We start from the raw sequence: 23,832 nt of genomic DNA on the forward strand, positions 1-23,832 counted from the left end.
GCTGAACGGCCACCTATTTAGGCTTTGGAGCTATTTGGGAACTAGGCAGGTACTTCAGCAGGCTCAACAGCACACTTTGCTTTTACCTGTCCGATATATGGATAGAGAAACGCGAGTCGACCAACATAGAGCAGTGTGAAGACAATCAGCCAGCTACTTACATCACTACAGAGTTCACTCCCCACCAAACCCTTAAGAATGATAACTATTACTACGTAGGGTAAGGTATACCAACTGTTACTCATGTTCAGGGATCAGCACGAACTTACCGACATGCTTCTTTAGAACAAACTCTTTTTGAGCTTCAACGATCGATTGAAGTGGGAAAGTCTTTGCAAGAGCTGGCTGAATTTCACCCTTCTGGATATAACTTATTAAGTTTTGAAATACAGGCTCATCCCACGCTGTAGTTCCAATAAGGCGAATATCTTTCAGGTACATGTCTCGCATATCGAGATCAACAACAGGCCCTGCAATTGCCCCGGATGATACCAATCGACCACCTCGTTTAAGCACTTTCAGCATAGCTGGGAAGGCTTCACCACCAACGTTATCAACCACAAGATCAACAGACTTTTCTCCGAGTAGCTTAACCAGATCGTCATTACGATCCAGAAGCACATCGGCACCTAGCTTTTCTACCTCGGCCTGTTTATCTTTGCTTGCGATAGCAATTATTTTTGCGCCTCTGCGCTTAGCCAGCTGAACCGTTGCAGAACCTACACCACCAGAAGCTCCGGCAATTAGCACCGTTTCACCTTGTTTAAGATCAGCTCTGTGTAGCATGTTCTCCGAAGTACCGTAAGCACACGGGATAGTACCCAGTTCAGCATCACTCCAGTCACAATCTACCGGAAATGCTTCGCTGGCTTTAATTTTAACGTATTGTGCAAACGCGCCATCGTAATCCGAACCCATCCAGATATTTTCATACGATTGATAATTGTCTGCACTATTACATGGACGCAGAAGCACCCGCTTCCCTATAAGTTCTGTGCCACTAGCATCATTCGCCGCAACCACTTCTCCACAACAATCAGTGCCCTGAATAAAGGGGAATGGTGTGCTTTCGTTCCAGCCACCATCTGCTTTTTCAGTTGGTTCTTTCTCATTGGAATCAGATGTTTGGTTCGTTGACTCTGTTACGGAAGACGAGTACCAGCCTAAACGGGTGTTAATTTCCGTATTATTCATCCCAGCGGCCAGTACCTTAACCAGCACCTCACCAGCATTTAGATCAGGAACCGGGACGTCTTTATAAACGAGCTTGTCATAACCACCGTTTCCAGTTGTTACAATGGCTTTCATAAACTTAGGGGACATGATTCAGTATCCAGATTTGTGACTATTTTAAGAAGAGGTCAGCCCCCATGAACAATGAAGGCTGACCTTTGGTGGTGTTAACTTGCGGCTTCTTTTTCTTTGCTATCTTCTGCTTTACTCTCTTCTACCTGGTTCTCTTCTTCAGAATCTGAGCTCTCTGACTTGTCTGAGAATATCTCTGCAACAGATTCTCTTTCCAGGGTACCTTTTAGTTCACCCTCTTCGTCAATAACAGGTAACGAGTAATCAGAAGCGATACTGTCGGTCAGTACTTCCTCAATTGCTACGTCAGGAGAAACCGTTGGAACATCCTCATAAATATCTTCATGGATAGGCTCAGAAACATCGCCACCAGAAGCTTCTTCAAGGCTCTCCTCGGTAATAATTCCTTGATAGCCTTCATCAGTAACATGATAACCATAATCATGGTCTGTCTTCTTCATCTGCTTCAGCGCTTCAGCAATGGTGGTAGCTGTGATTCGCATTGCAGGTTTCTGCATTACTGTTTCTACTGTCAACGCACGTGCACGATTCACATCTTTAACAAAGGCTTCTACATAATCAGTGGCCGGGTTAAGCAGGATATCATCTGGTGTACCCTGCTGAACTAGCTCACCATCTTTCAATATCGCGATTCTGTCACCAAGACGCAAAGCTTCATCCAAATCGTGTGTGATGAAGATAATCGTCTTATGAAGTGTCTCCTGAAGCTCTATCAACTGATCTTGCATTTCACTACGGATAAGCGGATCCAGCGCAGAAAACGCCTCATCCATAAGTAGAATTTCCGCATCAGTACATAGCGCTCTAGCAAGACCAACACGCTGCTGCTGACCACCTGAAAGCTGCGAAGGGTATTGGTCCTCGTAACCTTTAAGGCCTACAGTCTCCAACCATTCGTTCGCTTTCTTAACACGCGCTTCTTTTGCAATGCCCTGGACTTCAAGGCCATAAGCGACGTTTTCGATTACTTTGCGATGCGGGAATAAGCCAAAGCGCTGGAACACCATCGACATTTTGTGTCGGCGAAATTGCTCCAACTCTTGCATGGAATACTGCATCACATCTGTTCCTTCAACATCTATCTGACCAGCAGTCGGGTCGATAAGTCGGTTGAAGTGACGAATCATGGTCGACTTACCAGAGCCAGAAAGTCCCATGATGACGAATATTTCACCTCTTTGGATCTCTAGGTTGATGTCTTTTAGACCAACGGTATGACCTGTTTTGGCAAGTACTTCATCTTTACTCAGACCTTGTTTAACCAGGGGTAAAACATCCAGTGGCTTGGGACCAAATACTTTGTAAAGACCTGAGATTTTTATTAGTGGTTTAGTCATGTTTCTGATCTCCCAAGTGTGCCTGAGTACGCTTCGCATATGCTTGTGTAGCTCGGTCTATCAAGATAGCCAAAGCGACAATTGCAAAACCATTGAGAAGACCAAGTGTAAAGTACTGGTTGGTGATAGATTTAAGAACTGGCTGACCCAGCCCTTTCACACCGATCATTGATGCGATAACCACCATAGAAAGCGCCATCATGATTGTCTGGTTAATACCTGCCATAATGGTTGGCATTGCCAGCGGTAGCTGAACGCCAAATAATCTTTGGCGCTTACTTGCACCAAATGCTGTGGCGGCTTCCATAACTTCTTTGTCCACCAGCCTTATGCCTAGATTGGTCAAACGTATCACCGGAGGGATCGCATAAATAATAACGGCGATCAACCCTGGTACCTTACCGATACCAAGAAGCATTACCACTGGGATCAGGTAAACAAACGCTGGCATGGTCTGCATGATATCCAACATTGGTGTTACCACGGCCTGAACACGGTTTGAACGTGCCATGGCGATACCAATAGGGATGCCAAGAATAATGGCAAGGAGCGTACATACCGTGATGATACTCAAGGTACGCATGGTATCTTCCCACATGCCAAAGTAGCCAATCAAAAGCATGGAAACGACACATGCTACAGCAAGCTTCACCGATTTACTGGCAACATAAACAAGTCCGGAAAGAGCAATTAATACCAACCACCATGGGGTGCTAAGTAATAGTTTTTCAAACCAGATTAGAAAAGAAAGAAGTGGGTCAAAAAGGGATTCGATTAAGTCGCCATATTCCCGGGAGAAATCTTTATAGGCTCCATCGAGAGTTTTACGAATAGCACGCAAACTTGAACGATCCATCTCTGGGAACTCGGTCAACCAACTACTATCGGCCATTGTTTATTCCTTTAAAAGTAAAGAGTAACTTAGTTCAAGTTACTCTTTTTAGTATGCACCGCATAAATACACGGCTAATTATAGTTCTGAAGCAACTTTTTCAGCTGCTGCTGCAGGAATCCACGCTTTCCACACTTCTGGATAGTTTTCCATAAAGTAAAACATAGCTTCTTCCGCATTTGCTTGCTCATCTTCCATCCACGCTAGCAGCTTGTTCATATCAGCATTTTTAAAGCCTCGCTTGGATAGATACTCCATAACCTCAGGGTTTGAGGTCGAGAATTCAGCAGCAACAACAGTACTAACCGGTGATGGTGGGTACATTGTTGGTTTAGGGTTTTCACAGCCTTCAACAGTTGTACAGCTCAAGAACTCGTCTTTATCAACACCGCTGCCGAAGTCTACTTTCACCATCTCGTATTTACCTAGAATAGCGGTCGGAGCCCAGTAGTAACCAAACCATCCTTCCATACGCTCATATGCTTTCGCGATAGAACCTGATAGGCCAGCACCTGAACCTGGATCAACCAGTTCAAAACCAGCATCATCTAGATCCAGAGCGTTAAACAGGTTACCACCTGAGATTTGACAACCCCAACCAGCTGGACAGCCGTAGAACGCTGATGCATCAGGATCTTCAGGGTGTTTAAAGAGTTTCGCGTGTTTTTTAACGCCTTCGATGGTGCTCAGCTCCGGATACTTCTTAACAAGGTAGGCAGGTACCCAGAAACCCTCTTCACCACCATCTACTAGTGAATAACCAGCATTTACAAGTCGGCCCTCTGCGATACCGTTCTCAATGGCATCTTTAACCGAGTTGGTCCAGATCTCCGGAGCGATGTCTGGCTGACCTTTTTCAATCATTGATGTACTTGTTGGCATGGTATCACCCGGAACAAGTTCGGCATCACATCCATAGCCATGTTCCAGAATGAATTGGTCGATGTTCGCAATTAAACTAGCAGAGTTCCAGTTCATATCTGCGATGGTCACTTCCCCACACTCACTTGCCTGTGCTTGCATTGCCACGCTGGAAAGTAGTGTAACTGTGGCCAATTTCCATTTCATATTAAGTCCTTTATTTACTTATATGTGTCCTTGATTCTTTTTCAGAATACACAACATATAGTTAGAACTCAAATTATTAGAGTTATATCTAAATTCAGATCTACATTTAACATTTCGTTAATAACTCACTGATAGCACTGCTGTTCTTTGCTCTTTACGCTCACAAAATTACCTTTTCCAACCAATTTTTTTACATATCCATATTTCTTATTTGCTTATTCTGTCGGCTACCTTTCAAACAATATCGTTACTACTCTAACCATTTATTGAGATAAAAATTCTGACAAGATGAAAAAGCCCGCAATCCGTTAGGATGCGGGCTTTACCATTGTGATTTGATATGGATACGTAAGTTGTACTTACTTTGGTGTCTCTGCGGGATCTGTAATGCTTCCTAGCTCTAGTACAGGCGCTGCATCATAAGATTCTGCGTTCATCATGTTGGCAATACGCTGTACAGAGGAAAGCATAAGGCTCTGCTCCCAATCTTCCAGACTCTGAAATTTGTTGATGAAATTCTCTTGCAGTGGAAGTGGCGCGGAGTTGAGTACTTCGATTCCCTTTTCTGTCAGGTTGGCATGTACTTTTCGTTTATCTGTGGTGCTTCTTATCCGCTCAACTAAGCCGCTGCGCTCTAATCGATCCAGAATCGTTGTCGCGGTTGCGGGGCTCATATTTGTATGACTGGATAACTGTCTGATCGTAACTTGCCCCAGCTCTCTGATTGAACGCATCAGGATAAGCTGTGGCCCCGTTAAACCAGCTTCTTTACTGAGTTTTTTAGAGTGCAGATCAATCGCACGAATAATTTGTCTGAGAGAAATCAGCACTTCTTCATGTTTTTCCAATTCATTAAACTCCGAAAGAAAATACACACAGATTATAGATTTCAGGAAACTAACTGACTTCTCTCTAATTGAAAAGGGTTTCTGATAAAAAATGAGAGGATTAGTAATCTGACTCCGCAAGAGCCTTATCAATTACCGCATAAACTTCTTCGTTGGTTTTGCATTCGAGCAACTTATCAACATTAACTCCAGTCTCACTCTCTTCGTCATCCAACACCTGAGTAACTTGCATCAATCCTTCCATATGTTCGTCTGACGAACTACCCGCAAGTGTAATCATCACTTTCACCTGTTCACCTTCAATATCGAGTGGCTTGGCAAGTGTCACTAACGCAAATGCTGTTTTGTTTACCCCATCTTCCGGGCGAGCATGAGGCATTGCAAAGTCAGGGGCAATGCAGATGTACGGCCCCAGTTTATCGATGCTGGATACGATAGCTTCATAGTATGAAGGCTCAACTGCTCCTGACGCCTCAAGCATATCCGTACTGGCTTTTATGGCATCACGCCAGTTATCTGTTTCTAGTCCTAGCAGTATTGACTGATTATCAATAAGGGATTGTTTAAACTCCATAAGGGAAAATCTCCGACAAGCGCTAAATCGCTTTTTACTTTAATAGTTGTTTTAAGTGTGTTTATTTAATGCATGGTGCTTAAATTTTTCTGAAGGCTGCACTTTCTTCTATCAAACTCAGCAGCTCTTCACCAAATGAATTTGGATTTAGCATATTCTGAACACCCAGAATATATTTGTTCTCCCCGACTTCCATTTCTCCGGCTAAGTGCTTTGAAGAAACAATAATGTCGGTGAACTCTATTTTTGATTTGTAGTCCGTAATCGCACAAGAGTCGATTTGGTGGGGGATACCTTTTTTCTTAAGGTAATTGCTGATCTTCATTTTCATCATCATTGAAGAACCTTGTCCGTTCCCACATACCGCGAGTATCGATATTGGTCTCAGGTTCTCAACTTCTGGAGCTGATTGTGGTGTTTCTATCCTTTCGCCATCCGCCCTTATATCCAGTTTGTGATGAATACTCTCATCAATACCTACCTGAGCAGTTTTAAGTACAGCGGCGTCTTCCTCGGCACGTAACTGCTTAGATGCAAAATACATATAAGCTCCTGAAGCTGCGACTAACACCCAGAAGAAGGCCTTAGATGCAGTGATACCAGCAAATATTGGAGGGAAAACTAGCGCCCAGTCCGCCATTCCCATCCAGCCAGTAAACTCTACACCCTGATTATTGATAAGGTGTATCGCCCAGGCAGACCCGACGACTTCGATAATACCCATTACAAAGCAGATCTTCATGACGGCTTTCCAGCCACCATAATGGTTCGCAAATACACCGATTGTTGCATTAGAGAAAAACATCGGAATAAAGCCAGAAATAATCATAATCGGAGCTTCAAAGGCCAACATGGTAAGAACTGCAGTAAATTGACCAATTGCGCCCCACATAAAACCAAACACCATAGCATTCGGGGAAAAAGCATAGATTGCCGCACAATCGATAGCAGGTACGGCATTTGGAATCACTTTCTCTGAAATCCCCTTAAATGCTTCTGACAACTCCGCTACAAACATGCGAACACCGGCAACAATAACCTGGATAGCAACAGCGAACTTAAGACCGGTTTCGAGTATATATATGCTCCAATGTGTTGTACCGGCCATCGCCTGCAAGTTATCCAGTCCAAACGACAACAAGATAATGCCGAAAAACACCGTCATAACAATAGCTGTCGCGGCAATACTGTCGTGAAAAATGTGGAGCCATTTGGGTAACTCTATCTGATCAACATTGTCTTTTTTGTCGCCTAGCTTAGGGGCGACCTTTGTGGCTATCCAGGACGCGAACTGCTGCTGATGCCCGATAGAAAAACCAGCACCACCCGTTACCTCTTCGGTGGCTTTAAACATGATGTTTGAAGAGATACCCCAGTAGAGCGCCATAATCACTGCTGAATAGATAATGGTTTCCAGCATAGATGCACCAAGGATCAGATAAAACACCGCTATTAAGCCAGCTTGCTGGAACATGATGTGACCAGTAAGCATGATGGTACGGATGCCTGTGTATCGACGAAATAGCACCAGAACAACATTAATCGCGAGTGCTAAAAGAACGGCATACCCTACCCATGAGTACTTATCCCCCATAGTTTCCATGGTGGATATCATAGCGGTGTAAGGGTCGATAACCGTGCCTGTCAGGCCATGATACTCGGAGAGTTTTTCGATGATTGGCTTAAAGCTGCTAACCAGCGTTCCTGCACCAACCTGAACCAACATAAAGCCGACAATGGTTTTAATCGTGCCAGTAACAATGGTTGTCGCATCACGACGCAACAAGGTGTACCCGATCAACGTGACCAACCCAAGCAGCAAAGGAGCCTTGGTCATCACCTGGGTATAAAAAACGTAAAATGCGTCGTATATAAACTCCAACTTTTACCTCTTAAAGCGCGCCGGAATTGTGGTGGCCGTAACCATAACAATCACCACATGCCAATCAATGAACATTTATGACACCTTTGATGTCTATCAAGTTTGTTCTTGATTAGAGATTAAAATCAAAGGATAGATCACAATTCACTTAAAAAGATTTCATAAATCAGATTAATACAAACAAAAACAGCAAGTTATATTGAAATAAAACTCAATTCATATTTTTCTTCTTTTCAATTAACCAGTTGTAGCATGAAACCTAGTATCGTTATAGAATCAAAAGGAATCACGATATAATCACAAGATGAAAGTGTAGCCCTCTAAAGCAGAGGTTTAATCCATTATAAAATGTTGTCCCTACGACGGTTGAATTAGAATATGAACGAATCCCAAAGACATAACGGAATACTCTCCCTACTTGATGAGAGACATTCCATTAGCGTCAATACTATTGTCGAAACCTTTAATGTCTCACCAGCTACTGCCAGACGCGATCTCACTAAGCTGGATGAACAAGGTAAGTTGATAAAGGTAAGAAATGGTGCAGAGCGGATTGAGCAGAAAAAAGCACCTGTCTGGTCTCCGCTGAACATGGACAACACAACTTTTTTCCAGGAGAAGTCGAGCATTGCCATTCGTGCAGCTGCACTTTGTAATAAGGGAGATAGCGTCGTCATTAACTGTGGTTCCACCGCATTTATGTTAGGTCAGGAACTGTGTGGTCAAGATGTCAAAATCATTACCAACTACTTCCCTTTGGCGAGTTACCTGATTGAGCAAGACCACGAAAGTGTGATTATCACTGGTGGTCAGTACAACAAATCAAAAAATATCTTCTTAAACCCTACTCCAGAGCTTTCTGGCGCTTACGCTGGTCACTGGATGTTTACCAGTGGTAAAGGATTAACAGAACAGGGGTTGTACAAAACAGATATGCTTACTGCTGTTGCAGAACAGACAATGCTTGAGCAAGTAGACAAACTCGTGGTGGTTGTGGATAGCTCCAAAGTCGGTCAGAGAACCGGAATGCTGTTCTGTACACCAACGAATATTGATACCGTCATCACAGGCAAAGACGCTGACAAAAAGGTGGTTCAGGCGTTGAAAGATAAAGGTGTGAAAGTACTGCTTGTATAAATACTTATAATGTCAGGCGGATAATAATATCCAGCATCTGATCAAAACAGGGGCCCAGTGCGTACTCATTGACGGCATGACAATACAGCCCCTGTAATTGATCGGATTTAAAATCACCGGCAACCTGTCCATTGTTTAACATGCTAGGGTCATTAGCCATCCTCAGCAGCATTTCTTCCCCAATCTCATAATCTGGTCCGGTCGTTGTTTGTAACGAAGAACCTAAGCCCAATGTAAAAACATAGATATCTTCTTTCCTTGCGGCTTCGGCCATATCCTCAACCAAATTTCGGGCGACTCGGTTAATTCGCTTGTAAAGATCGTTTGCAGAGTGTGTATTTGCACCATACTGATATACGGGCCTGCGAGGATGATCCGGGTTGAGCACCTTAAACTCATTGGCACTAGCATCGTGAGCATTGTAATACTCCGGTAACTCTTCGATGTAGTCATCAATATTACTGCTTTTATAAGCGCTGCTACCCTTCGTTTCCGCAATTTTTTTATGCTTCCATAAACCTCTCGGTGTGCCGCTGGTGCTTCCTCCTGCCCTTAAAGAACCAGTATAAGATTTAGAGGTGTACATAAACTCAAAGTCAGACGCGAAAGTATTTGGAGAACCATCCGTGAAAAACACAATCACTTTCAGACTTGCCGGGTTTGGAACATTCCTGACTTCATCGAGAGCCCGATACATCCCTTCAGAAGCATTGGTATAGTATGTCGTTCCATAGCCGCCAAAGCTAAAAGCGTCGATTTCATTTTTCACCGTTGATTTGTTAAAACCTCTGGCGTCATTAAAAGGCACAGGAACCTCAGCACCATAGGCGAACTTAACCAGAGCCAACCGATCGAAGCTTTCATGGAAGTTGCTTACAAACGATTTTGACCTATCCACAACGTCTTGAGTAACATCGCCCATCACACCCGATTTGAGAGACGTGGTGTTGTCCACCACAAGAACAATGTCAACGGGCCTTCTGATCGTTTGTGCTAATGCCGAGACTGTCCAGTTTTTATATCCGAACATACTAAGGAAGGTATTCGGCATCGTTGCTGACCCAGTCACATCTATCGTGATGTTTCCAAACTCATCGCTTGAAAAGACAGGCGTCGCGAGTGCTGCGGTACTTTTCATAAAATCAGTTGGGAAATTGACATTAAAGTACTTCGAAGCAGCAGCCTTCGCTGCGTCTTCTCCGTTAGCTACAGCTCTGGCAGCAGCTATACCGGCAGCGTCCACAGCCGCAAACAACTTTGCCTTTACCAGATATATTCTGCCAGTATCAATCGCTAAACCGGTAATCATTAGAAGCACGGGTAAAGCCATAATAGTCAGAATAAGAACCAAACCTTTATTTTTTCCAGGTATTGAATTCGATTTATGTAATCTTGATTTCGCCATCAGTGAGCCCTAAAGATAAGTTTCTTGTCTGATAGTCAGAGCTTTATCAAACAAGCCTTTGAACTTTAAGATGGGATGATGACGGTATACCACTTCAACGACATAGACAGATTCTCCGGCAGCTAAACTAAGAGGAAAACCAGCCAACTTAGGTAAATCCCCCGATATCTGACATTGCCCTTCATAATCCCAACTGGGACAACCGCTCCACACTTCACTTTCTGCATCGTAGCCGTAGTTTTGCCAGCGATATTGACGACTTAAATAAGGTAAATCATTATCCTGGCCAACAACGAGGCTCATATAGATAATGCCATCACTATTTAGATTCAACGGGTTTGATGTTGAGGCAACAAGATCCATCACCTCTTCCGGTGTTTCGGTGCTGCTTCTTGAAATGAGGTTAGCGCCTTCACGGCTGATGCTGGTCGCGATAATACTCGCTTGTATCATGCGGGTTAGCTCAAATATGCCTGCTGAGAGCATCAACAATATTGAGATCACCATTGTAAGCTCAACGGAGGCCAGGCCCTTTTGTTTGAAGTGATTACGGGAAATAAGCTTCATACCATATCCCCCTAAAATGCCTCGTTTTTCATTGCGGCACTAACAGTAAACTTGTATTTACCTTCATCCAGTAATGGAAATATGAAAGGACTTGTTGTTGGCCATTCGCAATCCAGATGTATTGCTATCATGTCGCCTGCTGCACCAAAGCCAGAGATTGGCTTACCGGTAGCGTCTTCTACCCGAACATCATTCACATCAATCACTTTTGAAAAAAGTCCATCAGACGTGGCCGAAATCTTTGCGAGTACAGCGGCTTCTCTGTTGCCGCTGCTTTCAGGATCCAAATCACTTCCCCCAGTGATCGCGTATCTGGCTCCTTCACGCACAGCATGCTGCATAGTTAACTTAACGTAGCCAAAAATACCAAAGTCAATAATCGTGAAGATCAACAACATCAACACGACATTCACCATAGCAAACTCAACAACAGAGCTTCCTCTATTGTTGAGATGCCAACTGTTGAGACGCCAACTTTTTGTATTCTTGGTTCGCTGCATGATCAGCACCATTCTGGTTATTCTTTGTACATTAAATAACCAACTCGCGTGCTACAGCAAAGTATTTGCTCTAATATATGAACCAGCATCATATTATAAATCACTGTAATAATACAAAGCTCAATATGGCACTAGATATGCAAATAATCATGAATTTACTAGCCCGAAATGAGCCAGTGAATAAAGAATAGAAGTGAATCTTAGTTATTTATTAACCAAAAGGTATGCTGCCTGATAACCCATCTCGTAGCCAGCATTGAGTTTTTCCTGATCGGTTGTGAGTCGACCGACCGCGAAACTCTGCTCAGGAGCGATGATGTTAATTTTGCAATCCGCTGGTGGATTCTCTATAAAATCTATCGCCTTATTGTAGCTGACTGCCCGGCGAATCATCGCCTCAGCTAATCGTGGAGTTCGCTTCAATAAGCGTCTAATCACCCATGGGGCCTTGGGTGCACGTTTTCGATAACCATGTGTTTGAGACAAAATCACAGTGATTTCGTTAGCGCCCATCTCGTAAGCTTTGATCACAGGAATAGAATCCGCTACGCCACCATCTGTCATAGGTTCGCCATCAACAGCAGGATAGTCACGATAAGCCATAGGAACAGAACACGATGCTTTTAACACCAGTTCCAAGTTGTCAGCAGTCCCTTTTATGTACTCTGCTTCACCAGTCTTGACTAACGTCGTTGCGATATACAAAGGAATAGATTGCTGCTCAAAGGCTTCCAAATCCAATGGGTACTCTACAGACAAAATGTCCCACAACCAGTCCAGTTCCAGCCAGTGCCCGCCTTTGGCGAACCTGAGAAAGTCGATAAACTCCGGTCGACAAGAATAGTCAATAATGACCTCTTTTGTCCGGCCTCTTTGATTTGCCAGCCATGCAGCCAGATTCGTCGAGCCAGCTGAAACTCCGATACTAAAATCAAATGGTCGATGTCCACTATCTATAAACTGATCCAAAGCTCCTGCCGCGAAAATACCTCGCATCGCACCACCTTCAACCACTAGCGCGTGCTTACCTTCGTACAGACGTTGATCTTCCTTACGCATACTTTCCTAACGCATCATTATTAGAGTAATTAGCTAAGTAGTATAGCATATTGAAAAAGCGTCACTTTCGGATGCCATTATCTTGAAAAAATATAAAATGATTCAATTAATTTGGAGTAGCTGCTTTATTACACATATGCCATTATCTTAAACAATACGTCATCCACGTCAGGGAACCTTAATGAACAAAAAAATCCTGTTACTTTTTGCACACCCTTCCCAACATCGTTCAGAAGCCAACAGTCCGTTATTTGATGCAGCCAAAGAGATTGAGGGCGTTACCGCTGTCGACCTGTACGCTGAATACCCAACTTTTAATATCAATATTTCTAAAGAACAGCAGAGGCTACTGGATCATGACGTCATTGTTTTCCAGTTTCCGCTTTACTGGTACTCCACACCCGCGATTTTAAAAGAGTGGCAGGATCTCGTTCTGGAGTATGGCTTTGCATACGGTCACGATGGAAAGGCCCTTCATGGAAAAACCTTTATGTGTGCACTGACCGCAGGGGGTAAAGAAGACGCTTATCAAACGGATGGCTACAACCACTACACTATTCAGGAGCTGCTTCAGCCGATTGAACAGATGGCAACTATGGCTGGTATGAGTTACCTCTCTCCATACGCATTGTTTGGTTCGAGAACAGCACTAGAAGAAGGAAGAATCGAAACCCATACCGAAAACTGGAAGAGGCTGCTTACTGCTCTCACTGAAGACAAGGTAAACCTCGAACTAGCGAAAGATATCGATAAATTGAGCCAGAATCTAGACAAGGTTATTGTAGGAGAAACATCATGACAGGCATTTTTCTACAGGCATTTATCTACCTCGTTGCCGCAGTTATCACAGTGCCTATCGCCAAGAGATTAGGTCTGGGCTCTGTGCTTGGTTACCTGATTGCGGGTGTTGTCATCGGTCCGGTTATTGGATTGGTGGGAGAAGAGACAACCACTATCCAGCACTTTGCTGAGTTTGGCGTCGTTATGATGCTATTTTTGGTGGGGCTGGAGTTAGAACCTAAAATGCTGTGGTCGATGAGGAACAAGCTTATCGGACTCGGTGGATTACAGGTTGCCGGAACAGCCGCTGCTGCGATGGCGATCGCAATGTTCTTCGGTCAATCCTGGACAATTGCGCTAACAATTGGCCTGATTTTCTCGCTTTCCTCAACGGCTATCGTTCTACAAACCTTTAATGAAAAAGGTTTAAACAGAACCGATGGAGCTAAGAGTGCCTTCTCGATTCTTCTGTTTCAGGACATAGCGGTTATCCCTATGCTGGCATTCATTCCTTTGCTGGCGTTGCCAGAGTTGGTAGAACAAGCCAGTGCACTGGCAGATGTGGCAGAACACCACGATGAACTCAGCCTTGTCGCCGGACTTCCGGGTTGGGCATACGCTTTGGTTATCGTTGTCTCCATTGCCGTCGTCGTCGTGGGTGGTCACTTCCTTAGCCGTCCATTGTTCCGATTTGTTGCTAAATCCGGACTTCGCGAAATATTTACAGCCACTGCTCTTATGTTAGTCATTGGTATCGCGGCACTAATGAGCCTTGTTGGTCTCTCCCCGGCACTTGGGACCTTCCTTGCTGGTGTTGTATTAGCAAACAGTGAGTTCCGGCACGAGCTGGAATCAAACATTGACCCATTCAAAGGGCTATTGCTAGGCCTGTTCTTTATCACTGTTGGTGCAGGAATAGATTTCTCAATACTGGCGAACGATCTGGTGACCATCCTGTCCCTTACATTCGGCGTTATTGCTCTGAAAGCAATTATCCTGTTTATTTTGGCTTTGGTCTTCAGAGTAAAAGGAAGTGATCGCTGGCTATTAACACTAAGCCTGGCGCAAGCAGGTGAGTTTGGGTTTGTTTTGCTTTCTTTCGCAGTAGCCAATCATGTGCTTCCAACAGACATTGCTCAGACCCTTTCATTGGTCGTTGCACTTTCTATGTTCCTGACACCCGCTCTGTTTATCATATTTGATAAGGTAATTAAGCCGCGCTTTGAAAAGGCCTCAAATGATCGAGAGCACGACGATATTGAAGAGACTGGCACTGTCATTATTGCGGGTGTAGGACGGGTCGGACAAATCATCAACCGTATGCTTGTCGCCAATGGCGTGAAGACTGTTGTTCTGGACCATAAATCGGATCAAGTCGATACGCTGCGTCAGATAGGCACCAAAACCTATTATGGAGATGCGACAAAACCAGACCTGTTGCATACGGCAGGAATTGAACATGCAGCAGCTCTTGTTGTCGCCATAGACAATACAGAATCGAGCGTAGAGCTGGTGAAGTATGTCAAACATACTTACCCTCATGTGAAAATTATTGCCCGTGCTTTCGATAGGGGCCATGGCTACCTGCTACGTAGAGCCGGAGCAGATATTATTGAGTCTGAAACCTACCATACCTCTCTGGAACTTGGCGTCCATACGATGAAAGAGGTCGGTATGCACCCCTTCCACGTTGAGCAGCAAAAAGTGGCTTATAAAAACGTCGAAGATGCGAAATCCGATATGCTTTACGAAGCATGGGCCGGTGGCTCAGAAGAAGAAAGATACGACAACAATTATCGTAAACTGTTTATCCATCTGGAAAACCACATCCGTGAAGCGATGGGCTCTGATAAGCGCGGAATTCATTCCATGGCTGAACGTGAATGGACACCACCTCCAAAAGGGTATGCGGACAAGTTTTCAGAATAAATTGGAGCAGCGTCGTATTTGTCAAACAAGGGCAACCTACTAGAATAAGAAAGTACTAGGATGTAAAAAATATCTATATTTTAATCAGTTAACAGGACGCGCTGATGTTTTTAGACTACCTTGCACTAATACTTCTTATTTTCGTTGCTCTGGTTATCTTCTATGGGATTATAGTGATTCACGATATTCCCTATGAGATAGCGAAGGAGCGAAACCACCCTCATCAGGATGCCATCCACTACTCTGGCTGGGTGAGCCTATTCACCCTTCACGCTATTTGGCCTTTTTTATGGATCTGGGCAACTCTCTGGCGAGATGATCGCGGATGGGGATTCAATAAAATACAGGCGGAACAGCAAGATCTTCACCATCAGCTCAATATGCTAAATGATCAGGTACGAAGCCTTCAGCAAGAGGTTGATAAGCTAAAAAATCAACCTCAACCTATACCTGAACCTCCCGTAGTCGAAGAAGCATTGAATAAAGAGGAGGAAAAGTAATGGATCTACTATTAATACTCACTTATGCCGCTTTGTGTATTGCTGTATTTAAGATTTTTAATATCCCCCTCAACAAGTGGACGGTTCCAACAGCGGTATTAGGCGGCATTGTACTTGTGTCTACGCTTGTTCTTCTAATGAACTACAACCATCCTTTTACTCAGATAGGTGGGCAGGTTTTTAACACTACACCAATTGTTCCAAGCGTACGTGGCAAAGTTATTGAAGTTAACGTTGAGGCCAACCAACCGCTTAGAGAGGGTGATGTTCTGTTCCGAATCGATCCGACTCCGTTTGCAGCGGACGTAGTAAATAAACAGGCACAACTTGCAAAAGCAGAGCAAGCCGTTCTGGAATTGGAAGCTGTTTATAACGCAGCTAAAGCCACCAGCATAGAAGCTCAGGCTGCAAGAGACATTGCGAAACGTGATGCTGACCGATACGAAAGAGGGTTAAAGAAAGGCGCGTTTACAGAGCAACAAGCCGATTCAGCCAGACAGAAATTCAAAGCAGCGGAAGCTGAATATACCGCAGCTAAAGCAAGGGAGAACCAATCGAAACTGGCTTATGAATCAGAAATCAACGGTGAAAACACTGCGGTTGCCAGTGCAAGAGCCCAACTGGAACAGGCACAGTTTAAATTGGATGAAACGGTGGTAAGAGCGCCATCTGATGGCTATGTCAGCCATTTAGCTCTCAGGCCAGGCATGATGTCTGTACCACTTCCGTTTTCGCCCGTAATGACGTTTGTTCATACCCAGGAGCGCTACTTCGTTGGTGCTTTCAGACAAAACTCTTCCCAACGATTAAAGCCTGGATACGAAGCAGAATTTATATTCCGCGCTTTGCCAGGGAAAACTTTCAAAGGTGAAATTGTTGAAATGATTCCCGCCATTGCGGAAGGCCAGATTCAGGCCAGAGGAGCACTGCTTGGAACTGCTGCCATCAACACCAGTGGTCGAATCATGGTTAAAATGATCATCGAAGATGATATGGGTGAGTATAACCTCCCACTGGGTAGTGCCGCAGAAATCGCGGTTTACTCTGATCACTTCCACCATGTTGCGATCATGAGGAAAATACTGATTCGAATGAAGAGCTGGCAAAACTATCTCTATCTAGATCATTAAGTTCAAATTGACTCACAACTACTAAACCTAAAATCCGCTCTCGGGCGGATTTTTCGTTATATAATGCACTCCATAGTGGCCAACTTAACTCACTCACTTATAACCATAAATTTTAGCTCTGCCACAAAAAGAAGGTGAATACCCCACTCCTATACGTTGACAATAAAAAATAAACAGCAAATATGCATTTTATTTGATTATCTATAGGAAACTCTGACAAAAATTCGCTACCATTACCTTATAGCGTCCCAATGAGATGAATAAGTCTAGTCATAAATGAGCAAAGAAGAATTCCAGAAGGCGACAGAAAACCTGAGAAAAGCTGTTCCGCTGATGATAAAGAATCAGGTGCCAACGACTCCGACAAACTATGCGTTATGGTATACCTATGTTGATCAAACCCAACCAGCTTTAAATGAAGAGCTTGATGGGATTATTGATGAATATGGCCTGTGCCTCCCAAGCCATAATGAAACTCTGTATAAGAGATACATAGCGAGCCAAACTGAAGCTGATGTTCAGGAGTTGAAGTCTAATCTTGAGATATTGATAAACGAAGTCTTCCAGTCGATGAAAGATACGATGGAAGATACAAGCTCGTTTGAAAGTATGATCAATAAGAGCTTCGAAACTCTTGAAAACATTGATCGAGAAGGCATTACTTTCGATGAAGTCATGGGTATGCTCAAGGACTTCGTTGCTGAAACTCGCGAAATCAGGGAGTCCACCCACAACTTCAATAGCCAGCTTAATACGGCTAGTAAAGAAATCGCGAACTTAAAAAAGCAGCTTGAAGAAGTACAAAAAGACGCGCTTTACGATAGCTTGTCCAGCTTACTCAATAGAGGTGCTTTCGATAAAGATATCGCTTCCTTCTGTAACACGGAAGAGTCTCAGCCTCTGTGCTTGATCCTGGTAGATATCGACAGATTTAAAGATCTAAACGACAAGTATGGACATGTTTTCGGTGATATGGTGATTAAGGCTATCGCCCGTCGACTACAAATCAACTGCCGGGATGGGATTGCTGCATATCGATATGGTGGTGAAGAGTTCGCACTGCTAGTGCCAAATAAGTCTCTCAGAATCGCAAGGCAATTTGCAGAACAAGTGAGACGATCCATTGAGAAAATTACCGTAAAAGACAAGCGAACTGGCGAAGCCGTTGGTAATATTTCAGCGTCATTTGGTGTTGCAGAGTACAAACCAGGAGAGAGCCCAATTTCACTCATTGATAATGCCGATCAGCAGCTTTACAAAGCTAAGAGTCTTGGCAGAAACCGCGTCCTACCTGTGTAATTTCACTAACAATAGATTTCAAAACAGATCCAGCGTGTAAAATCGCGCGCTGGATCATAAATAGTAAAAAATTCAGAAAAACTAACCCCTTCTTTCCGCTCTAATTTTAATTGTTTGACTAAACTTTCGGTAACTTTCACTAGAAAAGGAGCCGAGAACATCCATGGCAATAAAAAGCTTACTTTTTGTTTTCTTGTTTAGTCTCTTACCAGGAACCGCATTCGCATCCACCTCAGCAGGCCTGCCCATAGAAGGGCTGACCACCTCAACCGTTGGGTATGCATGCCTTATTGTATTTGTTATCGCTTACGCTCTGGTTATGGGCGAAGAATTTCTTCAGCTTAAAAAATCTAAGCCTGTCTTACTGGCAGCGGGTATTATCTGGATAATGATCGGCTTTGTTTATCAGGCCCACGGTAAAACAGAAATTGCCCAGGCAGCAATAGAGCACAACCTTCTTGAATACGCTGAACTACTTTTGTTTTTGCTCGTCGCCATGACTTACATTAACGCCATGGAAGAACGAAGATTGTTCGACTGCCTCCGTGCATGGATGGTCGGAAAGGGTTTCGATTTCAGAATCCTATTTTGGTTAACCGGTATTCTCTCATTTTTCATCTCCCCTATTGCCGATAACTTAACCACCGCTTTGCTTATGTGCGCTGTTGTACTTAAAGTCGGTGGTAACAATGACAAATTTATTGGGTTGGCCTGTATCAACATTGTTGTAGCCGCCAATGCCGGTGGTGCTTTCAGTCCATTTGGAGATATCACGACTCTGATGGTTTGGCAGGCTGGTATTGTCGAGTTTACTCAGTTTCTGGCTCTGTTTCTTCCTTCTGTCGTGAACTATCTGGTTCCTGCGCTGATTATGTCGTTCTTTATTCCAAACGATAAGCCGGAAGTTATTCACGAACACGTGGAATTGAAACGCGGTGGTAAACGAATCGCAGGGTTATTTATCCTGACTATTGCTACCGCGGTCTGTTTTCATGGTCTTTTCCACTTCCCACCCGTGATAGGCATGATGACAGGCTTGGCATATTTACAGATTTTTGGATTTTTCCTGCGCAAAACTCTGCCTGCCTCAATTGCCAAGAAGCGAGCCAAAGCGATTGCAGCTCATGATGAAGCCGCACTTAAGCGTCTAGGTTCTATTATCCCGTTTGATGTATTTAAGAGAGTTTCACATGCCGAGTGGGACACCCTTCTCTTCTTCTACGGTGTTGTAATGTGTGTTGGCGGACTTAGCCTGCTTGGCTATCTGGAACTGGTTTCTGACATCATGTACAACCAATGGGACCCTATTTGGGCGAATGTGATGGTGGGTATCCTGTCGGCGATTGTCGATAACATTCCTGTTATGTTTGCTGTACTGACCATGAACCCTGAAATGTCGATGGGTAACTGGCTGCTTGTTACTTTAACAGCAGGTGTAGGCGGTAGCCTGCTTTCTATCGGCTCTGCGGCAGGTGTGGCGTTAATGGGGGCTGCTCACGGTAAGTATACCTTCTTCGGTCACCTCAAATGGATGCCAGTGATAGCGATTGGATACGCTATCAGTATTGGCATACATTTAATGCTGAATTACGAGCTGTTCTATTAAAAGTAAAATCACCAGAAGCACTTATTTATTAAGTGCTTCTACTTTTTTAAGAAAGCTATCTCGAAGATGTTCCTGATCATACTCAAGATGATAGGTATTGTGGAACCCAACTTTTAGTTCCACACCGCTACCACGCATAAATACGTTGTAACCATCGTAGTCAGAAAATGCTTCTACACCTTCGTAAATCTTACCAAACTCAGTCGGTGTACCACGCTCCATTACCATTTCGTAGGCTCTTAAAACTTTGCCAGGGTCCAGGTCATTTTTCATAACAAGCTCCCAATCGTTTCCATGAACTCATTATAAGTATGGCTATGAGTCTGGATATTTGCCATTTTTTCGCCATTTCACCTCAATAGCCTATTCTTAAATGATAAAGATAATAATAAAGTCAGTTGACTCATAAAAAGAATAAAGGCTGATACACAAAGTTTAAGAGGAAGCACCTATGAACCTTACTATCCGCTCCCGCCTATGGATACTTGCCATAGTCCCGGTATTACTCATTTCTGTCTGCTCTCTATTAGTAACGCGCTATGAGCTTAGCGCTCTGAACTCAGTACAAATAGAAGCATCCAGAACTAAGTTGATGGACTCCAAAAAAGAAGAAGTAAGACAGTATATGGAGATTGTTGATACCGCCCTTGCTCCATTAAAAGCAAGAAATGCAACGATTGATGAGGTTAAAGAAACACTGTCGCAAATCAGTTATGGCGATAGTGGATACATCTTTGGTTACGATTCCAAAGGTATACGAATCGTTCAGGGGAACACGGACAAGGGATTGGGACAAAGTTTCTGGGACCTAAAGGATGTGAATGGATTCTTGCTGCTGCAGGATATTATCAAGCAAGCCAAAGGTGGTGGTGGCTATACAACTTACTATTTTCCAAAACCAGGCGGTGAAGAACCACTTCCGAAGTTGAGCTACTCAGTTTATGAACCCCAGTGGGATCTCATCATAGGTACTGGCTTCTACATCGATGATATAGAAGCGTCATTGGCGAAGATGAATCACGCTTCTCAAGATTCAATGAATCAAAGCATTGTAAACACAGCAATGATCACCGGTATCATCACTCTGATTGTTTTAGTGGTCGCTACTTTAATAAACAAAAGTATCCTACGCCCACTGGCATTGTTTGATGATTCCATTGAGAAGTTCTCTAAAGGTGAAGCCGATCTTACCGCTCGTATAGAGGATTTCAAAACACCAGAGTTCAACAAGCTAGGCCGCAACTTCAACGCCTTTGTCGAAAACCTGCAAAATATCATTGGCAGCGTTTCTCAGGTGAGCAAAAACGTTGCATCTGAAACCAACGATATGGCAGACAGAGCATCAGAAGTTGATGCGCTGGCCAACGGTCAACGAGAAGAGACTGAGCAAGTTGCTACGGCAATGAATGAGATGACAGCAACAGCACAGGAGATCTCAAACAATGCTACACAAGCAGCACAAGCCGCGACTAACGTTGAGAACAGCACCCTACACGCAATGGAAATTGTGACTAACGCTGCGGGTTCTGTTCAGGATCTTGCTTCCGGTGTCGCTCAGGCGGGTAAAGTTATCTCTGAACTAGAGAAAGACGTGCAAAACATCTCTTCTTCTCTAAGCGTTATACAGGAAATAGCCGAGCAAACAAACTTACTCGCTCTCAATGCCGCTATCGAAGCAGCTCGTGCTGGTGAGCAGGGACGAGGCTTTGCTGTTGTTGCTGATGAAGTGAGAAACCTAGCAACCAGAACTCAAGACAGTACCCAGGAAATTCACCAAATGATTGAGCAGCTAAAAGCGGCTTCCGATAGCGCGGTAAGCACGATGGAGCTCAGCCAGACTCAGAGTACAAAAACCGTAGAGGAAGCGAATGCTGCAACTGACGCTCTTCGGGAAATTCAGGATTCAATCAAGGTTATTATGGATATGAGTGATTTGATTGCCACTGCGACGGAGGAGCAGTCTCAGGTTGGTCAGGAGATATCGGAGCGCATTGAGGTTATTTCCGAGCAAAGTAACAAATCTGCTGATTTAGCTCAGGACAATCGAGCTGGTAGCCAGAACCTGAATAGCAAAGCTGATGAACTCTATGGGCTTGTAGATAAGTTTACAGTGTAAAGCTGACCATGAGTTGACTGTTACTTAGCTTTTCAAAAGCAATTAAGAATAGTGGATGTGTAATACATCCACTATTTGATAAAAGCATCACTGTTTTAGTTGCTTGTCTGCTCAAAGCACGGTAACTCTAGTATTTTCATATTCGCGCTAATACATCTACTAACATGTATTTACTAGTTTGAGAGGTTTATTCGAGAATCTGTGCCTATGCCTGAGCTAAAAATCAATGAAACTTATGGAGTCATAATAATAAAGGACTTAGAGCCAGTTTATGTCGATGACAATTATGCTCGAATATATGGTTACAACTCAGCGGGTGAGTTACTGCTGAACATCAATTCTTTCCTAGACCTCATTGACCCCAAAGATCATCAGGCAGCAAAAGATAACTATTTTTATCAAATCAGTGGAATAGAAGTTCCCCGTGGAAGAACCTTCAAAAACAAAGATCGATACGGTCGCGTTTTTACCGTATTTGCAATCGATCATGTAGTTGAGTGGGAAGGAGAACCAGCCCTGCAGGTTACCGTTGTCGATATGTCTATGACAGAGCGCATGCAGAGAAAATTAAGGGAAAATGAGCAAAAATTCAAAAACCTGATTACGAGTTCAGGTCAGGGAATCTGTATTCACAGAGATTTTCAGCCACTACTTGTGAATCAAGCCTGGGTAGATTTGATGCATGCGCCATCCATCGAGTATGTGCTGGAGAATGTCAACGTCATCGACTTTATACCTAAAAAAGATCATGGCATTGCTAAGCAAAGATACGACGACATTATCAATGAAAAACTTAAAAGTGCGCATATCCTAGTAGAAAACATCTGTTTCGATGGTCAAAAACGATATTTCAACGTTTATGACAACAAAATCGACTGGGACGGTGAACCAGCCATGCAAGCCGTTATTGAAGATGTAACAGAGAAAGTAAAGCTGGAAGAAGAGCTCAAACGACTCTCTGTCACCGACCCACTTACCCAGTTATCTAACAGGCGCAAATTAAACACGTTTTTAGAAGAAGAACAACAACGCTTCAACCGTTACTCGGTTCCGTTCTCTATCATACTTATCGACTTAGATCACTTTAAGGAAGTGAATGATACTTGGGGTCATGACTCAGGCGACAGCGTATTAGTTCAGGTGGCCGAGGAACTTAATAAAAGAGTTCGGAAGGTCGACGAAGTTGGTCGGTGGGGAGGTGAAGAGTTTTTAATTGTTTGCCCCAACACAGAGCTTTCAGGTGCACATCACCTAGCGAAGAAGCTCAATAAAGCCATTGAAATACTCCATGTAGACAAACGGTTTTCTGTGACGGCGAGTATGGGAGTGGTTGCGATTCAAAATGGCGAATCAGCTCGCGAACTCATCATCCGCGCAGACAATGCTATGTACGCGGCAAAACACAAGGGTCGCAACCAAGTGATCGTTGAAGGATAAAACTCATACTTCCAGTGCATTAGTTTGATTTAAGAAGGTTGATACTGTTACAAGTACGGTCTCTTTTTCCTTCAATTTTATCAATGTGATGGGCAATGGTTGTTTTTACTTCCTGAGCTTGCTTGATCAGATTATCCATATGCAGCGCTTGTTGCTTCAATATGTCAATCGCTTCCGTGTCGGACATTTCTTCGTTTAAAAACGCATCCAGTAAAGGCTGAATTTGCTTTAAAGACAATCCGATCGTCTTACCTTTTTTGATTAACGAAAGTCGTTCTAAAGTCTGCTCATCAAAGTCACGATAGCTCCTGCTACCAGCCTGAATTTCCGAAGACGAAATCAAACCTAGTGATTCGTAGTGTCTGATAAGTTCTTTGGAAACACCTGCTACAAGACAAAGCTCGCCAATACGCATCATAAACCTCTTGACTGTGTGGTAT

General features: G+C 43.7%; 23 protein-coding genes. 9 read left to right on the plus strand and 14 right to left on the minus strand.

The window, feature by feature from the left end; translation table 11 throughout:
• Positions 1–41: 41 nt before the first annotated feature.
• The 8 genes from SNR28_RS08925 to SNR28_RS08960 form a co-directional block, all read right to left on the minus strand.
• Entirely contained in the window at positions 42–245 is a 204-nt protein-coding gene (locus tag SNR28_RS08925) for a hypothetical protein (protein ID WP_375748858.1), read from the minus strand.
• On the minus strand, positions 238–1,323 hold the full coding sequence (locus tag SNR28_RS08930; RefSeq protein ID WP_375748859.1) for an alcohol dehydrogenase family protein: 1,086 nt from the start codon (positions 1,321–1,323) through the stop codon (positions 238–240). Before SNR28_RS08930 ends, SNR28_RS08925 begins: the two co-directional genes overlap by 8 nt.
• A 77-nt stretch (positions 1,324–1,400) precedes the next feature.
• On the minus strand, positions 1,401–2,663 hold the full coding sequence (locus SNR28_RS08935) for a glycine betaine/L-proline ABC transporter ATP-binding protein (RefSeq protein WP_375748860.1): 1,263 nt from the start codon (positions 2,661–2,663) through the stop codon (positions 1,401–1,403).
• Positions 2,656–3,555 carry an ABC transporter permease gene (locus SNR28_RS08940; protein WP_375748861.1) on the minus strand — a complete coding sequence of 300 codons (900 nt, stop codon included), beginning with the start codon at positions 3,553–3,555 and terminating at the stop codon, positions 2,656–2,658. The genes SNR28_RS08935 and SNR28_RS08940 overlap by 8 nt, the downstream gene beginning before the upstream one ends.
• Before the next feature lie 78 nt (positions 3,556–3,633).
• Complete coding sequence (locus tag SNR28_RS08945) at positions 3,634–4,623, minus strand: ABC transporter substrate-binding protein (RefSeq protein WP_375748862.1); 990 nt, start codon at positions 4,621–4,623, stop codon at positions 3,634–3,636.
• Positions 4,624–4,982: 359 nt separating this feature from the next.
• Positions 4,983–5,471 carry a MarR family winged helix-turn-helix transcriptional regulator gene (locus SNR28_RS08950; protein ID WP_375748863.1) on the minus strand — a complete coding sequence of 163 codons (489 nt, stop codon included), beginning with the start codon at positions 5,469–5,471 and terminating at the stop codon, positions 4,983–4,985.
• A 100-nt stretch (positions 5,472–5,571) separates the two neighbouring features.
• Positions 5,572–6,045 (minus strand): PTS sugar transporter subunit IIA, encoded by a 474-nt coding sequence (locus tag SNR28_RS08955; RefSeq protein ID WP_375748864.1) that lies wholly within the window; start codon positions 6,043–6,045, stop codon positions 5,572–5,574.
• A 79-nt stretch (positions 6,046–6,124) separates the two neighbouring features.
• The gene (locus SNR28_RS08960; RefSeq protein WP_375749924.1) at positions 6,125–7,882 is read right to left on the minus strand and encodes a PTS ascorbate-specific subunit IIBC; all 1,758 of its coding nucleotides are present in this window, start codon (positions 7,880–7,882) and stop codon (positions 6,125–6,127) included.
• A 423-nt stretch (positions 7,883–8,305) separates the two neighbouring features.
• On the opposite strand from SNR28_RS08960, the gene ulaR reads away from it, so the two are divergent.
• The gene (gene ulaR / locus SNR28_RS08965) at positions 8,306–9,064 is read left to right on the plus strand and encodes an HTH-type transcriptional regulator UlaR (protein ID WP_375748865.1); all 759 of its coding nucleotides are present in this window, start codon (positions 8,306–8,308) and stop codon (positions 9,062–9,064) included.
• Positions 9,065–9,068: 4 nt separating this feature from the next.
• Here ulaR and SNR28_RS08970 read toward each other — a convergent pair whose 3' ends face one another.
• From SNR28_RS08970 to SNR28_RS08985, 4 genes are all read right to left on the minus strand, one after another.
• Positions 9,069–10,469, minus strand: coding sequence for a VWA domain-containing protein (locus tag SNR28_RS08970; RefSeq protein WP_375748866.1), 1,401 nt, complete (start codon positions 10,467–10,469; stop codon positions 9,069–9,071).
• A gap of 9 nt (positions 10,470–10,478) precedes the next feature.
• Positions 10,479–11,036, minus strand: a complete 558-nt coding sequence (locus SNR28_RS08975) for a TadE/TadG family type IV pilus assembly protein (protein ID WP_375748867.1) — start codon at positions 11,034–11,036, stop codon at positions 10,479–10,481.
• Positions 11,037–11,047: 11 nt separating this feature from the next.
• On the minus strand, positions 11,048–11,536 hold the full coding sequence (locus tag SNR28_RS08980; protein WP_375748868.1) for a TadE/TadG family type IV pilus assembly protein: 489 nt from the start codon (positions 11,534–11,536) through the stop codon (positions 11,048–11,050).
• A gap of 204 nt (positions 11,537–11,740) precedes the next feature.
• Positions 11,741–12,595 carry a patatin family protein gene (locus SNR28_RS08985; RefSeq protein ID WP_375748869.1) on the minus strand — a complete coding sequence of 285 codons (855 nt, stop codon included), beginning with the start codon at positions 12,593–12,595 and terminating at the stop codon, positions 11,741–11,743.
• 181 nt (positions 12,596–12,776) lie between these two features.
• On the opposite strand from SNR28_RS08985, the gene SNR28_RS08990 reads away from it, so the two are divergent.
• The 6 genes from SNR28_RS08990 to nhaD all read left to right on the plus strand — a co-directional run bounded on the left by SNR28_RS08990 (position 12,777) and on the right by nhaD (position 19,839).
• Entirely contained in the window at positions 12,777–13,394 is a 618-nt protein-coding gene (locus SNR28_RS08990; RefSeq protein ID WP_375748870.1) for an NAD(P)H-dependent oxidoreductase, read from the plus strand.
• Positions 13,391–15,304 carry a monovalent cation:proton antiporter-2 (CPA2) family protein gene (locus SNR28_RS08995; RefSeq protein ID WP_375748871.1) on the plus strand — a complete coding sequence of 638 codons (1,914 nt, stop codon included), beginning with the start codon at positions 13,391–13,393 and terminating at the stop codon, positions 15,302–15,304. Before SNR28_RS08990 ends, SNR28_RS08995 begins: the two co-directional genes overlap by 4 nt.
• Positions 15,305–15,408: 104 nt before the next feature.
• On the plus strand, positions 15,409–15,804 hold the full coding sequence (locus SNR28_RS09000; RefSeq protein ID WP_375748872.1) for a DUF3302 domain-containing protein: 396 nt from the start codon (positions 15,409–15,411) through the stop codon (positions 15,802–15,804).
• Complete coding sequence (locus SNR28_RS09005) at positions 15,804–16,934, plus strand: HlyD family secretion protein (protein ID WP_375748873.1); 1,131 nt, start codon at positions 15,804–15,806, stop codon at positions 16,932–16,934. The genes SNR28_RS09000 and SNR28_RS09005 overlap by 1 nt, the downstream gene beginning before the upstream one ends.
• Before the next feature lie 276 nt (positions 16,935–17,210).
• The gene (locus SNR28_RS09010; RefSeq protein WP_375748874.1) at positions 17,211–18,233 is read left to right on the plus strand and encodes a GGDEF domain-containing protein; all 1,023 of its coding nucleotides are present in this window, start codon (positions 17,211–17,213) and stop codon (positions 18,231–18,233) included.
• A 163-nt stretch (positions 18,234–18,396) separates the two neighbouring features.
• On the plus strand, positions 18,397–19,839 hold the full coding sequence (nhaD, locus tag SNR28_RS09015) for a sodium:proton antiporter NhaD (protein ID WP_375748875.1): 1,443 nt from the start codon (positions 18,397–18,399) through the stop codon (positions 19,837–19,839).
• Positions 19,840–19,860: 21 nt separating this feature from the next.
• Here nhaD and SNR28_RS09020 read toward each other — a convergent pair whose 3' ends face one another.
• On the minus strand, positions 19,861–20,112 hold the full coding sequence (locus tag SNR28_RS09020; RefSeq protein ID WP_375748876.1) for a DUF3081 domain-containing protein: 252 nt from the start codon (positions 20,110–20,112) through the stop codon (positions 19,861–19,863).
• Positions 20,113–20,290: 178 nt separating this feature from the next.
• Here SNR28_RS09020 and SNR28_RS09025 point away from each other — a divergent pair, with 178 nt between their 5' ends.
• Complete coding sequence (locus SNR28_RS09025) at positions 20,291–21,955, plus strand: methyl-accepting chemotaxis protein (protein WP_375748877.1); 1,665 nt, start codon at positions 20,291–20,293, stop codon at positions 21,953–21,955.
• A 207-nt stretch (positions 21,956–22,162) separates the two neighbouring features.
• Entirely contained in the window at positions 22,163–23,392 is a 1,230-nt protein-coding gene (locus tag SNR28_RS09030) for a diguanylate cyclase (RefSeq protein ID WP_375748878.1), read from the plus strand.
• Between the two features lie 19 nt (positions 23,393–23,411).
• Here the strand turns inward: SNR28_RS09030 and SNR28_RS09035 are convergent, their stop codons facing one another.
• The gene (locus SNR28_RS09035) at positions 23,412–23,810 is read right to left on the minus strand and encodes a MerR family transcriptional regulator (RefSeq protein ID WP_375748879.1); all 399 of its coding nucleotides are present in this window, start codon (positions 23,808–23,810) and stop codon (positions 23,412–23,414) included.
• Between the last annotated feature and the right edge of the window lie 22 nt (positions 23,811–23,832).

The organism is Vibrio iocasae (assembly GCF_042245395.1).
GTDB classification, from domain to species: Bacteria; Pseudomonadota; Gammaproteobacteria; order Enterobacterales; family Vibrionaceae; genus Vibrio; species Vibrio iocasae.